General features: G+C 33.7%; 12 protein-coding genes and 2 tRNA genes. 11 read left to right on the forward strand and 3 right to left on the reverse strand.

The features are described 5' to 3' along the window. Window positions 1–156 precede the first annotated feature (156 nt). From CA834_RS00005 to CA834_RS00060, 11 genes are all read left to right on the forward strand, one after another. Entirely contained in the window at window positions 157–1,167 is a 1,011-nt protein-coding gene (locus CA834_RS00005; RefSeq protein WP_094966613.1) for a CPBP family intramembrane glutamic endopeptidase, read from the forward strand. Between the two features lie 561 nt (window positions 1,168–1,728). Next, on the forward strand, window positions 1,729–3,189 hold the full coding sequence (locus CA834_RS00010) for a serine hydrolase domain-containing protein (protein ID WP_094966614.1): 1,461 nt from the start codon (window positions 1,729–1,731) through the stop codon (window positions 3,187–3,189). A gap of 148 nt (window positions 3,190–3,337) precedes the next feature. Beyond that, the gene (locus CA834_RS00015) at window positions 3,338–4,672 is read left to right on the forward strand and encodes a serine hydrolase domain-containing protein (RefSeq protein WP_094966615.1); all 1,335 of its coding nucleotides are present in this window, start codon (window positions 3,338–3,340) and stop codon (window positions 4,670–4,672) included. A 341-nt stretch (window positions 4,673–5,013) separates the two neighbouring features. Further along, window positions 5,014–5,685 (forward strand): DUF6090 family protein, encoded by a 672-nt coding sequence (locus CA834_RS00020; protein ID WP_094966616.1) that lies wholly within the window; start codon window positions 5,014–5,016, stop codon window positions 5,683–5,685. Between the two features lie 160 nt (window positions 5,686–5,845). Then, on the forward strand, window positions 5,846–6,646 hold the full coding sequence (locus CA834_RS00025) for an alpha/beta fold hydrolase (RefSeq protein WP_094966617.1): 801 nt from the start codon (window positions 5,846–5,848) through the stop codon (window positions 6,644–6,646). 214 nt (window positions 6,647–6,860) lie between these two features. Next, on the forward strand, window positions 6,861–8,030 hold the full coding sequence (locus CA834_RS00030; RefSeq protein WP_094966618.1) for a serine hydrolase domain-containing protein: 1,170 nt from the start codon (window positions 6,861–6,863) through the stop codon (window positions 8,028–8,030). Window positions 8,031–8,041: 11 nt separating this feature from the next. After that, complete coding sequence (locus CA834_RS00035; RefSeq protein ID WP_094966619.1) at window positions 8,042–8,635, forward strand: hypothetical protein; 594 nt, start codon at window positions 8,042–8,044, stop codon at window positions 8,633–8,635. 380 nt (window positions 8,636–9,015) lie between these two features. Then, the gene (locus tag CA834_RS00040; protein ID WP_094966620.1) at window positions 9,016–9,759 is read left to right on the forward strand and encodes a DUF6090 family protein; all 744 of its coding nucleotides are present in this window, start codon (window positions 9,016–9,018) and stop codon (window positions 9,757–9,759) included. A 601-nt stretch (window positions 9,760–10,360) separates the two neighbouring features. Further along, on the forward strand, window positions 10,361–10,840 hold the full coding sequence (locus CA834_RS00050; protein ID WP_094966622.1) for a helix-turn-helix domain-containing protein: 480 nt from the start codon (window positions 10,361–10,363) through the stop codon (window positions 10,838–10,840). A gap of 472 nt (window positions 10,841–11,312) precedes the next feature. After that, entirely contained in the window at window positions 11,313–11,774 is a 462-nt protein-coding gene (locus CA834_RS00055) for a GNAT family N-acetyltransferase (RefSeq protein WP_094966623.1), read from the forward strand. A 420-nt stretch (window positions 11,775–12,194) separates the two neighbouring features. Then, window positions 12,195–12,887 (forward strand): DUF6090 family protein, encoded by a 693-nt coding sequence (locus tag CA834_RS00060; RefSeq protein ID WP_094966624.1) that lies wholly within the window; start codon window positions 12,195–12,197, stop codon window positions 12,885–12,887. Window positions 12,888–13,046: 159 nt separating this feature from the next. On the opposite strand, the gene CA834_RS00065 is transcribed toward CA834_RS00060, so the two are convergent. From CA834_RS00065 to CA834_RS00075, 3 genes are all read right to left on the reverse strand, one after another. After that, window positions 13,047–13,118: transfer RNA gene (locus tag CA834_RS00065), tRNA-Arg, on the reverse strand. A 159-nt stretch (window positions 13,119–13,277) separates the two neighbouring features. Then, window positions 13,278–13,351: transfer RNA gene (locus tag CA834_RS00070), tRNA-Asp, on the reverse strand. A gap of 77 nt (window positions 13,352–13,428) precedes the next feature. Next, window positions 13,429–14,358, reverse strand: coding sequence for a DUF58 domain-containing protein (locus CA834_RS00075; RefSeq protein ID WP_094966625.1), 930 nt, complete (start codon window positions 14,356–14,358; stop codon window positions 13,429–13,431). Window positions 14,359–14,400 lie beyond the last annotated feature (42 nt).

The raw sequence follows: 14,400 nt of genomic DNA on the forward strand, positions 1-14,400 counted from the left end.
ACTCATGAATCTCGCAAGCACGATTTGATAACGTTCTGCTTGTCTTTAAAATTTATATGTAACTTTCAGTCACCATAAATTTTTAACCCAGAACGTCACTGCGTTTAGCAGGGCGTTAGCTGCAAGCTGAAAATTAAACCAACTAAAAAAACATACATGAAAGAATTATTTACGTCTAAACCGATATTAAGTTTTATTCTTGTAACGTTTGGTATCACATTTGCCTTTTGGTTTTTACCAGTTATCGTATCTCTGCCAAAAGATATAGGATTTGCCATGATACTTATAGGTTCTTGTGGCCCTTTAATTGCAGGTTATCTTATTACAGTTATAAGTTCAAGAGAGAAAATAAAAGTAAATTCTAAACCAATTTTTATCTCTGTTATTATAGTAGTTGCTTTGGTTCTCTTTTTGCGAATCTATTTTGTGAATAATGGATTAAGCGATGTTAATGGAAAAATACCAACCCTAACTGAAGTAAGTATTCTGGGTTATGTGTTATTTGGGATAGTTCTTTTTATTTTAGGTATCAATTTTAGTAATGCTCCCAATTTAAACTTAAAAGAAAACTATCTTAAGTCCTCGCTTTTTGAAAAAGGAAAATCAAAGTGGTACATTATCGCCATTTTTTTAATTATTATATTTAGTCTAGGTAGTTACTTCATTGGTTATTTGTCAGGAATGGAAACAACTGACTTTATAATAAAGCCCGAACCTGTTTGGTTTATAGGTTTTTTTAGCACTTTTTTCTTTTTTGGTGGTAATGAAGAATTTGGCTGGCGAGGTTTTTTACAAAAAGAATTACAAAAAAAATACAATCCGCTAATTGGTGCTTTAATAATCTCATTTTTATGGAGTCTATGGCATCTTCCATTATATTATAATGGATTCTATTCAACAGGTGGATTTATGGACTCACTTTCTCGCTTTATTTATACAATTCCAATTGCTTTTATTTTCACTTGGTTATATAATAAATCTTCATATTCTATTCTCGCAGTTATTTTGTTACACGCTATGTTGAATAATTTTAGTAAGGCATTCGGTAATTCACAAATAATATTTTTGGTAATCACATTGATATTCAATGTTTTCTGCATAATCAATGATAAAATGTGGAAGAAAAAAGACTATCACCACATCTATAAAAATAATGAAATTGGCTAAAGCCAGCAGCTAACAACGTATATAAAAAATAGCTGTTTTAATCGCTTAAAGGAACGAAAATTAATAAAGTAAAGGCTATTGTTAAACTGGAAAATTAGTGCGTAAAATCCGCTACTTTTCATACACAACAACGATGATAACACATTATTCATGTCACTTTTATTGCATTAAATAGGTATTCATCTATTCGCTCCGCTCGGGTCGCCAAAGGCGAACTTTAATCTGCGCTGCTTCGCAGCCAAAGCATCTTAAAGTAAATGTGTTATCATCACAAGGGTTAAATACCTTGTATTAACGAACTCAATAATCTTAATGTATTTATGAATACTTTGCATGTGGCCCTGGCCCTCGAATTCCCAATCTAATAAATTCTACAATATACACCTCGCCTCCCGAGGCTAATTGACGACCAATAATTAGAGAGTATAAGGAGGTCCTCTTCTCTAATTATTGTTTTAGAATTTATTATCTTTTCATTCTCGTACCAGAACAGAGCCTGTCTCGACGTAAGGAGAGATTTAACCCTTGTGTTAGTGGCAATTAGAAAATGAGTTTAACCATATGAGAATTTTATGTTTGATTATCTTATTTAGTTTGTTTTGGAGTTGCATAGACAACCAAAATGGCAGCACAAATACGACATCATCAAAAATTGAGTTTGTTAAGCCACTATCAAGTCTGGATTCATTGAAAGAGCGTTTAGCTAATTTAGGTCGTTACAATGCACTTAGTGTAGCCTTAATAAGACCGGACACTACAGTTATTTGGAATTTCGGTTCAGCAGATGAATCCTCACTATTTCGCGTTGGTTCTGTAACTAAGTCCTTGACAGGATTGTCTATTTTAAAGTTGGTAGAGCAAGGTAAGATATCTCTAAATGATACGCTTATTCAACTAATTCCTGAACTCCCTTTCTCTAATAAATTTGATGAGCCTATTCTACTCAAACATGTTTTAGAAGCAAGTGCAGGGTTTGTTAGTTATAGGGATGGAGATTTTATCATCGACCCAAATTTTGATACATTATCTGTGAGCGAATTGCTCGTAAATATGCCGTATAAATTTGAATCTACTTGGAGACCCGGAACATTTACTGCCTACCATACAGTCGGCCCATTAATCAGCGGATATGTCATAGAGGATAAGTCAAATATGAGCTACAGTGATTTTGTAGAAACTCATTTTTTTAATCCACTTGACATGCCGCGCTCAACATTCTTTGTCAACGATGATGTAAAAAAATCACTGGTAAATTATCAGGACAGCACCTATGAATACGTAAAAGCGCGGCCTGCAGCGGCCTTAAACACCTCAACTTCTGAATTTACCCATTTCCTTCAAATGCTTATAAATAATGGTGTTTACAATGGAAAACAAGTACTTTCTAAAGAGAGTATTGACAGGTTTGAAACCTCCACATCCAACCTGGCAGTCAATAAGCTTGAAATAACGGATGGGCACGGCATAAATAATTGGTCTATGTATCATAACGGAATACGGTATCAAACACATGCTGGGGAAATCACACCGGGCTACTTAGCACAATATGCATATTCCAGAACTTATAAGACAGCTTATGTTTTTATGATACAAGGTGTAAGTGAACGTGCATTAAAAGTTCTCAATAATCAGATACTACCATATCTGCATCCCCAAATAGCTGAGTCACCAATAAAAAAAATCACACCTGAAGAAGAAAATAAATTCATCGGTTGTTATGAAAAAGTTCAAAAAAGCCGAATTACAAGGCCTGCTTTTAAAATTGAAATCATCAGGGATTCAACTGGTCAACTTGCAGTGCTCGACAATAACTTCGATAATCCACCACACGTAAAACCACTAAAACCTACAGATAAAGAATATATTTATATAGATGATAATCCTAAGAATAATTTCTCCATAAACGGACAGACCAGATACGCTCTGGTGACCGATGAGAACGACCAAATGGTTATCCAAAAATTATCTTATCCGTGGGATGCATATAAAAGAATTCCTTGTGATAAAAATAACAGCCACTAACAACGGCTATAATTCATTGATAGAGTCCAACTCCAATAAAAATTGTATTTTTAAAAACGGCTGATTTATGCGGTAGAAAATTTCTTGATTTTCTACCGCAACGAAATCATAGCCTGAACCATTAGGCTCAATAAAAAAACCATAGAATATGTTAAAAAGTAAAGTGTCACTAAATGCAATTATAATTTTCAGTTTTCTTCTATTAATTGGATGTAAACAGCAAGTCAAAGAGCTCACATTAGAAGAAAAAATTGCATTAGCTGTAGAATCAAGAAAAATTCCCACATCAAAAGACCATAAAATAATCTTTACGGTTCCTGAATCGCTTATTGGAAGAGGACCTCAAATAACAGAGGTATTTAGCCATATGGAAAACTATATTCCTACTGTTCTGATAGAAAAAGGAAATACAAAAACAATAAAGCTTCCAGAAAATATAAGTCAAACCCTCGGTCAAGAGATTCTCACCAGTGCCTTCTTTGAAAAGGAAACATCACTTGACCAAATTTGCTATGAAAAACAAGTTAATGGTGTAATTGTTCTTCACAAAGGACAAGTGGTTTATGAAGGGTATCCCGAAATGGAACCTTCTGACAAGCATTTTCTTGGTTCTGTGAGTAAAACATTTTTAGGAACCGTAATAGCACATTTGGCAGATGAAGGAAAACTTAACGAACAAGATCCGATTGGGAAGCATATTACAGAGTTTAAGGATAAGCCATTGGCAAATGTAACTATTGAAAATTTGTTAAGGATGACCTCAGGAATCAACTGCAGAGAAAGCGATGAGGGATCCTTTACTGACCCAAACCATTGTTTTTACAAATTACTTCAGCATTCTGCGGTTTATACAGAGCCAAATCCTGGATTTGAAGAGAGCCTAATAGAATTATTGTCCAATTCGGGAAAAATTGAACCCGCTGGGCAAACCTTCGATTATACTTCCGCCAATTCTGTTATTCTGACTACTATCGCTGAAAGAGTTTCTTCTAAACCTTTTCATGAGTTGGTTCAGGACTATATATGGACAAGAATCGGAGCTGAAGATGATGCAAGGGTAACGCTATCCAGTACTGGTGTTGCTGGAAGTTACGGTCCAATGCTAATGCGCTTAAGAGATCTTGCCAGATATGGACTGGCCTTTACAGATGACGCTCCTACAAAAATAGCATCGGCACGATATTTAAATCAAATTCATACTGGAGATAGAGCATTATTTAGATCTGAAGGAGGAACAGATCAGCATTTGAGGAAAAAATATTATGAAGGTCAAGGTGCAGATTTTCAAAGCTATCATTGGGATGTGATTTTTGAAGATGGCGACTTCCTTAAAACTGGGTTTGGAGGTCAGGGTCTTTACATATCACCAACAAAAAGATTGGTTATTGCTTTTTTTAGTGCAAAAAAGAATGAGACGAATAATAACATGTATATGACAGCCCTTGTCCGTAGTTTGGCATTACTTGAGCAATTTAAAGAATAAATTAGTTAAATACTGAGCTTAACACCTTTTAAAATTAATTGCTAATGCAAACCTACTTACGAAAGTCCTCGTGGACTTTCTATTCGGTTTTTATTTGCTAAATTACCTGCTAGACCACCCAACGAATCATATACAAGACCGTTACCACACATTTTGACCAACCAATAAGATTCCCGCTTTCTCGGGAAATAGAATATGATAAAATTCTTTAGATTATCGAAACAAAAATTTTGCAAAGCAAAATCAAAGGTCTGGTAGAGCTTGGGTTGAGATAGCCGCTTGCGGAAAAAATAGAAACCTGAAATATGATTAAGTTTTTTAGACGAATTAGATATGACCTTATGAAAAAAAACAAATCTGGAAAGTATTTGAAATATGCTATTGGGGAAATTGTATTAGTTGTTATCGGAATTTTAATTGCACTTCAAATCAACAATTGGAATGAACAACGAAAAAGTAATATAAAATCAACGGTATTTCTCAATAGCCTGAAAAATGACTTAAAAAATGACTTTTCACAAATGGACAGCATCTATAGATTCAGAATGCAAAGAGAAAAAATTTTTGAATTATTAAACCAAGAAATTGAATTCTATTCAGAGGGAAGCAAAAATCTTATAGATTCTTTATATTCAGAAACACAAGGCAGAAACCCAACATTTTTTCCAACCGTTGGTGCCTATAATGGCGCCCTTAATTCTGGAACCTTTGAAGACTTAAATAATGAAGCATTAAAACAATCCATAAGAAGCTTATACGAACACTACTATAAACGATTATTTTATAATGGAGAAAAATTGGATGATAGAGTTGAGAAAATAAGTTGGGAGCACCTCACTTTTTTTAATAAAAGTAAATCAAAAATATTCGACCCAACAGTCATTCAATCGGGGCAACTTTTGGCTCAATCTGAATATTTAAGGACAACCAATAATATATATATCGAATTATTAATCACGAATAAAAGTCAAATAAAACAAGTAATGAGCTTAATTGAAAAAGAGCTTAATTAAAAATAACGAAAGAAAAACACAGTATATGAGCTATCGCTTATCCTCGCTTACTTGGAAACTCCTTCAGATTTTCTAAAGCCAGTTTTTATTTAGAGAGGTTCGTGCCACGACACGCCATAGCTCATATACATAACCGTTACCACCAATTATGAAAATGAGAATGTATAAATTATTAATTATCGCCATTTTATTTTTAGTCTCTTGTAAACCAAAAGAAGAAATAAAAAATGATTTCATCTCGTTTGATGGAACTAAAATTGCTTATTCTGACCATGGAAACGGAAAAACTGTTTTACTAATTCATGGTTTTATAGTCGATGGCAATTATAATTGGGGGAAATCGGAATTAAAAAAACAACTGATTAACCAAGGCTACAGAGTTATTGTACCAGATTTGCGAGGTAATGGAAATTCAGATAAACCTGTTGATGAAAATGCTTATAAAAATAATGCCGAGATAAAAGATTTAATGGCGCTGATTGACCATTTACAAACTGACGAATATATGGCTATAGGCTACTCAAGAGGCGCAATTGTTCTTGCAAACTTGGTTACCAAAGATAAGCGAATCACCAAAGCTGTATTTGGAGGAATGGGAATTGGATTTACGAATCCAAATTGGCACAGACGAATTGAATTTGGAAATGTCTTTTCTGGACGGACTGAACCAAATGAAATGACAAGAGGAGCTGTAGACTTTGCAAAAAATCTCGATGTGAACTTTAAAATAATGGGTTATTTACAGGACTATCAACCTGAAACGACAGTTACTGAACTTAATAATATTGAGATAGAGACTTTGATAATTTGTGGAGATGAGGATTTAGATAATGGAAATCCGAAAGAACTACAAGAACAATTACCGAATAGTAAATTGAGTCTCGTTAGTGGAGACCATATGAGTACACCTTTTTCAATGGCATTCGCCGAATCGATTATTGAATTTCTTAATGAAAAATAACAGTGGCTAACAACGGCTATAGTTCATGACGGCTGAAATTGCTTATGCCAATTCGCACTTTGTGCTCGTGCCCTAATCGGAATTTCGAGCCTTTTTGCTAAATTTACGGTTTGCTACCGCCAGTCGCTTCGCTCGTGTCGGCGGAATGATATTCGTCTACCATTCCTCAACGAAACCATAGCTAAAAGCGTTAGCAATAATTTAAACCAACCAAATGAAAAATGACCTTTTATTAATAGCATTTGTTTTCCTTCTAATTTCCTGCAAGAATTCCAATGATAAAAAAGCGGAAACAAACGCAACAAGTTTGAAAGAACTAGAATTAAAATTAGATTCACTTTTCAATTTAAAAATCGGAATAAACGAACCTGGCGCTGCTTTATTTATTGCTCATAATCAAGAAATGATTATAGGAAAAGGTTATGGTTTAAGAGATTTAGAAAATAAAAAGCCTATTACCATTAATACTAATATGAGAATGGCTTCTGTGAGTAAACAATTTACTGCTTTATGTGTTTTAAGTCTTGTAGACAAGGGCTTACTTTCCTTGAATGATTCCATAACAAAGTATTGGAATTATCCTGTTTTTGAGAACATTACCGTTGAACAATTAATAAACCATACATCGGGAATTGCTGACTATGAAGCTTATTTCGATAACAATTGGGACAGGAGCAAAATAGTGGAAAATAAAGATGTTTTAGAATGGCTAGCTACAAATCCAAAACCATTATTCGAATCAGGCAAAGGTTGGGAATATTCTAATACTGCTTATCTTGTTTTAGCCTTATTGGTCGAGAAAGTTTCTGGAGAGGAATTCTCGAATTATGCCAAGAAAAATATTTTTGACAAAGCTGGTATGAAAGAAACCAACTTTTATAATCTAGCAAATCCAATAGAAATTAAAGAAAGAGCATTTTGCTATGAAAAAGACAGTATAGATAATTGGAAAAAAGTTGATGGCTGGTATATGAACGGAATAATGGGAGATGGAGCAGTATATACAAGTGCAAATGACTATCTAGAATATGACAATACATTGCGCAATAGTGTTTTGCTCTCAAAAAATACAGATAGTTTAATTTTTAAACCAAGTTCAACACTGCCAAAAGAATGGCCGAAAACGAACCCATTTGTGGAAAGGTTTTCATTTTTAGCGAAGAGTAAATTAAGTTATGGTATGGGATGGTTTATTAATAAAGATTTCGCAATGCATACGGGAGGTTGGTATGGAACAAGAACTGTAGTTGTGAGAGAACTTGAGCGACCTTTAACTATTGCAATATTTATGAATTCAAATTCATCATTTAACGAATTAATAAACGAGACATACAAGTTAGTAAACGAATATATAAAAACTACTGCTAACAATGACTATAAGTAATTGTTCAAAATATGAATGGAAAATGGATTCTGAAAGACATTGATTCTGGAAATGGAAAAAAGGGTTATCCTGGATTTCAAATGCTGGAAATTAAAGACTCAATTGCCGAATTTTTCACCGATTTTTCTCTCAAAAAACAAGCACCAAATCTAAAAGTTTTAGAAAGCGAAATATTGACTTCTAAAAATGGAAAATTTGCAAAATACAAAGTGATAGATGACAATCATTTGAAATTGTATATCGACGGAAAAGCAAATGGAAAAGACGCTGTTTTTGAGTGCGACTTTTATCGACTTGAACCGACAATTACAACGCTGAAAAAAGAAGATATCGAAAAACTGACTTTCGTAATAATAGAAAATGAACGTGAATCTGAGTTTATTTTTAACAAAGAGCTTTGGGACAAAAAAACTTTAGAATTATTAAAGAGAAAGGAAGGCGAAAAAAAAGTAATTGAACAAATTGATTCGACGTTCTTTGTTTCAATGTATCGGGATGGAAAAAGAAATGTCTCAATTCCAATCAAAGAAGTTACGTCTGAATTTTTAAAACTGTATGCAATTCCGACAGGACCAATGGAAATGATTGCATACCGAAAAGAATAAAATACATGCCACAACAAGGTGTATAATTAATTGCTTTGGTCGTTGCCTATTTGGAAAATTATGAAGGAATTTTCCTGTGTCCGTTTTTGTTTGGTAAATTACCAGAAACCATTAACCCATGATATTATCGAGGCATGATTTATATAGTAAATTAAATGTCCGTTGGACATTTGGGCGAGATAGCCGCCTGCGGACTTAATAAATGCTTTAATTAGACCATGATTATGTTTTTTAGACACTATCCGAATGTAGTTTTAAATGACAAACCCGAGGTCTTCAAGACCTTGAATGAGGATACAGGACCAAACGTCTAGAAACATTCCGATGGACTGTTTTAGTGATAGGGCGAGCTTGCCGCGTTGGCTATTAAAACGAGAAATATGATTAAATTCTTTCGAAAAATACGTTACGACCTTATGGAGAAAAATAAAACTGGAAAGTATTTTAAATATGCCATTGGCGAAATTGTACTTGTAGTTATTGGAATTTTAATAGCCATTCAATTAAATGAATGGAGAAATGATTTAGTAAACAACAAACAAAAACAGAAAGTATTATTAGCCTTAAAGTCGGATTTTGAAGAGAATATTACAAGATTGGACACTGTGTTTAACCACCAGGAAAAGAGCTTTTTCAAATTTTTGAAATCAAAAGATCTTATCGATTCTATAAATTATGTCACAGACAAATTGGTGTTAAAAGAAAACCTGAGGCATGGTGGATATGGATATAGTTTTAGTCCAATTAATGGCGCTTTGCGTTCGGCAATATCCTCAGGAGATATTCATTTAATTAATGATGAGCGCTTAACAAAATTATTATTTAGTTGGGAGGACTTGGTTCTTGATTCTTATGAAGAAGTTGAACTTCTTAGAAGTTACGGTTCAGACCCTTATGTTCGATTAATACATAGCTATGCCCAAGCAAGAGAAATAGGTAGAAAATCACCCAATAAGAACAGAAGCAATCACCCTTCTAATTTCGTTGGAATATTTAAGGATCCGCTATTTGAAAATTATACCCAACAAATGATTTACTACTCATACCAATATATGGAAGAACTAAAGGTCATTAGAATAAATAATTTAGAAATTATAGAATTAATTGACAGAGAATTAAAATAGTAACGAGAGCACAACAACGTATATAATTTATTGCTATTTCTAGCCTACTTACGAAAATTTGCTAACGCACAGTTCACTTCGTTCGTGTCTATACCATTTGTATTTGCCAAATTTAGAGCTTAAACCACTCAACTAATCTTATACAATCACAATGATAATACATTATTCATGTCACTTTTATTGCATTAAATAGGTATTCATCTATTCGCTCCGCACGGGTCGCCAAAGGCGAACTTTAATCTGCGCTGCTTCGCAGACAAAGCAACTCAAAGTAAATGTGTTATCATTACACTGGTTAAATACCTTGTATTAACGAATTTAATAATCTTATTGTATTCATGAATACTTCGCATTTGGCCCTGGCCCTTGAATTCCCAATCTAATAAATTCTTCAATATACGCCTCGCGGTGCGAGGCTAATTGACGACCAATAATTAGAGAGTATAAGGAAGTCCTCTTCTCTAATATTGTTTTAGAATTTATTATCTTTTCATTCTCATACCAGAACCGAACCTGTTTGGACGTAAGAAGAGGTTTAACACTTGTGTTAGCGGTCATTGTAGAACGATACATTTCTCATATTCATTTGACGAATTAAATAATGATAAAAAAACTAACAGCGGCCATATCAATGAAAGTAAAAAAGATACTTGCAAAATATCACAAGTATCTTTTAGTAGTAGCTATTATATTATCGTCAATAGCTATTTCAATAAGAGGAAGTGACGGAGATGTTAAATTGGTCTTACATAACTATCCAGTCCTTATAACCTTGTTGATAACCGCAAGCTTATTCTTAGTTGCCATCTATTTTCAGATTAATGAAAAGAAGTTTTTAAGCCTCTCAAGTCAAATAAAGGATTTGTCTAAAGATAAAAGTGCAGAGTTAAGCCCCTTAATTGACGAGTTGACTGAGAGACAAAGGGAGGTGTATTACTTGATAATTTCAGGAAAGACAAATAAGGAAATAATTACCGAGCTATTTATTGAACAAAGTACACTTAAAACACACATAAATCAGATATACAAAAAGCTAAATATTAAAAGCCGGAGAGAGTTAAAGTCAAAAATAAATAATTGAAAATCAGTACTATCTTGCGAAATCAACCCTTTATCAACCCCTGATTATTTGCTAAAAATGATGACAATAGAGAAATTGCGCTCATAAATATTCACTTAAAATTAAATGTATTATGAAAAACAATTTATTGTACTTCGCAATGTTTCTATTAATCCTTTGTTTGCCATTTAGAGGTAATCAAGAAGGAGTTCGTTGGTTATGGGCAGATATTACTTGGGTACCTATAACATCAATATTTATTTCATTGATGTGTATAGGATTATACCTTTACAAGATAAATAGAGGCAATACAGAAAATCGACAGTCAATAACTAAAGATAAATAATATGAAAATATGTATGATTTTTATACTATTTCCGAACTTGAAAAACAAGGTGAATTGATTGCATCAGAAATGCGAATAAGACGAGCTGAACTATTTCCAGAAGGTATTGAATAAGATAGCTCTAAATTTGACTCTTAAACAATTGATATGAAGTCACAAAATACATTCGAAATTCAAAAGTTAAAACCTAATGAAGTTGAGGACTTCAGAGATTTGGTCAAGATTTTTAAAGATGTATTTAAAAACGAAGAACAAATATCAGAAAAGAAGCAATTGGCTAAATTATTATCTAATCCCAACTTTATGGTGTTTGTTGTAAAGCAAAACGACAAGATTGTGGGTGGCTTGACAATTTATATTTTACAGCGATACTATGGTACGAAACCAGTTGCCTATATCTATGATGTTGGCGTAAGTCCTGATTTTCAAGCCCAAGGAATAGGCAGTTCTTTGATTGCAGAAGTCTGCAAATATTGTAAGGACAATGGATTCGAAGAAGCCTATGTTGAAGTAGAAAGTGATGATGTGGATGCTGTGAACTTTTACAAGAAAACAAAATTTCGTCGTGAAATTAATGCAACACACTTCACTTATACTTTTGAAAATTAGAAACGAAAAACAACGAACCGCTAACAATGTATATAAAAAATAGGCTGACTATTGGTAAAATCAAGGCTTTGGGCTCGTATCAAAACTTGGTGCTTAACCGAATGTTTTGTTATTCGTTATCGCCTACTTTTCATGTACAAGACCGTTGTACTTCATTATAACCAACTACTAACCAATGATATTATCGAGCCAAAATTTACGCAGTAAATCAAATGTCCTGTGGACATTTGGGCGAGATAGCCGCTCGCGGACTTATTAAATGTTTAAATTAGATTATGATAAAATTCTTTAGATTATCGAAACAAAATTTTGCAAAGCAAAATCAAAGGTCTGGTAGACCTTTGGTTGAGATAGCCGCTTGCGGAAAAAATAGAAACCTGAAATATGATTAAGTTTTTTAGACGAATTAGATACGACCTTATGAAGAAAAATAAAACTGGAAAGTATTTGAAATATGCACTTGGAGAAATTGTTCTGGTAATGATTGGCATTTTATTAGCCCTGCAAATCAATAATTGGAATAATGACAGAATAGAACGAAAACTTGAATCGAATATACTAAACGAAATTCTAGTCAATCTTAAAAAGGATGTCATAAATCTTAACTCGAAAATTAAGTTTAATCAAGAAAAATTTAAACTCAATAGAGACGTATTAATACATTTAGAACAAAAAACACCGTTAACTGACTCATTAAGATTCTCTTACAATAAATTAATTGGTAGAGGCACATTTGAACCTATAACTGTTGCTTATGAAAACTTAAAATCTAAAGGAATAGATATTATTAATAATGACTCACTTAGAATTGCCATTTCGGAATTGTATGATTTTAAGTATTTCTACATAACCGAAGATTTAAGAGCAGATTATGAGCCTGTGAAAACTTTGCATATGAGTGAAGTATTTAAGAATGTTAGGACATCATTTGGGCAGTCAAAGTCAGAGCCAGCAAACTTAAAAGAAGCACAAGATAATACTTATTTCCACGAGGCTCTTAAACAAGCTTTGGGCTATTATTTTTGGATAAATACCAATTATGAAAGAGGAATAAAAGAAAATGAAGAGGTACAGAGAAAAATTGAAGCTGAATTAATGCAAAGAAATAAATAACGAAAGCACAACGTGGTTTATAATTAATTACGCTGGTCACTGCCAACTTACGAATATTTCTGCTTCATACTCTATCTGTGATTTTTTAGTTAACAACAATTTTTTTTAGTATATCTCGTATTGTAGCTTCTGTACAGCTAGTGCATAACAAGTAATTAGTAGCCCCACCAGGACTCGAACCTGGATCTAAAGTTTAGGAAACTTTTGTTCTATCCCTTGAACTATGGGGCCAAAACAAAAAAGCATCCCGATTTTCTATAAAGAAAAAAGGAAAGCCTTTCATCGGCAAGTTCCCAACTTAATTGGGAAACTTACAACTACTCTAGGAATTATCCTAGAACAACACAACATCTTTATATTTCAAAAGCCCTAATTTCTCAGAGCTTTTTGCGGTCTGGACGGGACTCGAACCCGCGACCCCCTGCGTGACAGGCAGATATTCTAACCAGCTGAACTACCAGACCGTTGCATAATTGCGAGGGCAAATATACACTGCATTTTTTATATCGCAAACAATTTTAAACAAAAAGTAAGCTAACTGTTAAACAAATTTTTGGCGTTCTATCATGTAGGTGCTTAAGATAGCGTTAAATCCTGCATTAATGTCAGCTTCAACATACTTAATTCTGTACTGTCCGCATTTTAACCGCAAGTTTTTAAAGTAGTCTGAAACGGCCGTTTCGTAATTTTCCTTTATCGTATCGGGATAGAGATTAATAAACTCACCCGTCTCTACATCGATAAAACGCTTGGGCTTATTATCAAAGTCAAACTTCAATTCCTTTTCCTTATCAAATACATGAAATAAGACCACCTCGTGTTTATTGTGTTTTAAATGCCTTAGCGCTTCAAAAAGCTTATCGTCATTTTCAGAGGTTTGAAACATGTCTGTAAATACAAAAATTAGAGAGCGCCTGTGAATTTTCTCCGCAATTTGGTGTAAATAGGTGTAGGTTTCTGTAGTTTGTGTTTCGGGTTTTGATACCGCCGCCTCACTTAACTTGGTCAACAACATTTGATGATGGCGTTCGCTTCCTTTTTCAGGGGCATAAAAATCATAGTTATCGCTGTAGATACTTAATCCCACAGCATCACGCTGCTTTTTTAAAATGTGCATTAAGGAGGCACAGGCCAAGGCTGAAAACGCAATTTTATTTAAATTATTAATCTGTGTTCCCGCATCTTCAGGGTAATGCATAGACGAACTGTTATCCACAATAAGGTGACATCTTAGATTGGTCTCTTCATCATAGCGTTTGGTATACAAGCGGTCTGTTTTAGCGAACAACTTCCAATCGATATGTTTGGTACTTTCGCCCTGATTGTAAATTTTATGCTCAGCAAATTCCGCTGAAAATCCATGAAATGGACTTTTATGCATCCCTGCGATAAAGCCCTCTACCACTTGCTTGGCGAGTAAGTCCAAGTTTTTAAAGCCACCGACCTTATTAAGTTCTATTTGTAAATCCATCAGTTACCGAAACTAAAAAAGGTTTGCCACTAGAGCAAACCT

The sequence above is a fragment of the Winogradskyella aurantia genome, from assembly GCF_002266855.1.
In the GTDB taxonomy this organism is placed as follows: Bacteria; Bacteroidota; Bacteroidia; order Flavobacteriales; family Flavobacteriaceae; genus Winogradskyella; species Winogradskyella aurantia.

Coding starts and splice junctions, on each gene's coding strand:
- CA834_RS00060 (WP_094966624.1), top strand. CDS start 12,195: ATGAAGAAAAATAAAACTGGAAAGTATTTGAAATATGCACTTGGAGAA.
- CA834_RS00055 (WP_094966623.1), top strand. CDS start 11,313: ATGAAGTCACAAAATACATTCGAAATTCAAAAGTTAAAACCTAATGAA.
- CA834_RS00035 (WP_094966619.1), top strand. CDS start 8,042: ATGAATGGAAAATGGATTCTGAAAGACATTGATTCTGGAAATGGAAAA.
- CA834_RS00005 (WP_094966613.1), top strand. CDS start 157: ATGAAAGAATTATTTACGTCTAAACCGATATTAAGTTTTATTCTTGTA.
- CA834_RS00020 (WP_094966616.1), top strand. CDS start 5,014: ATGAAAAAAAACAAATCTGGAAAGTATTTGAAATATGCTATTGGGGAA.
- CA834_RS00050 (WP_094966622.1), top strand. CDS start 10,361: ATGATAAAAAAACTAACAGCGGCCATATCAATGAAAGTAAAAAAGATA.
- CA834_RS00010 (WP_094966614.1), top strand. CDS start 1,729: ATGAGAATTTTATGTTTGATTATCTTATTTAGTTTGTTTTGGAGTTGC.
- CA834_RS00075 (WP_094966625.1), bottom strand. CDS start 14,358: ATGGATTTACAAATAGAACTTAATAAGGTCGGTGGCTTTAAAAACTTG.
- CA834_RS00040 (WP_094966620.1), top strand. CDS start 9,016: ATGATTAAATTCTTTCGAAAAATACGTTACGACCTTATGGAGAAAAAT.
- CA834_RS00015 (WP_094966615.1), top strand. CDS start 3,338: ATGTTAAAAAGTAAAGTGTCACTAAATGCAATTATAATTTTCAGTTTT.
- CA834_RS00030 (WP_094966618.1), top strand. CDS start 6,861: ATGAAAAATGACCTTTTATTAATAGCATTTGTTTTCCTTCTAATTTCC.
- CA834_RS00025 (WP_094966617.1), top strand. CDS start 5,846: ATGTATAAATTATTAATTATCGCCATTTTATTTTTAGTCTCTTGTAAA.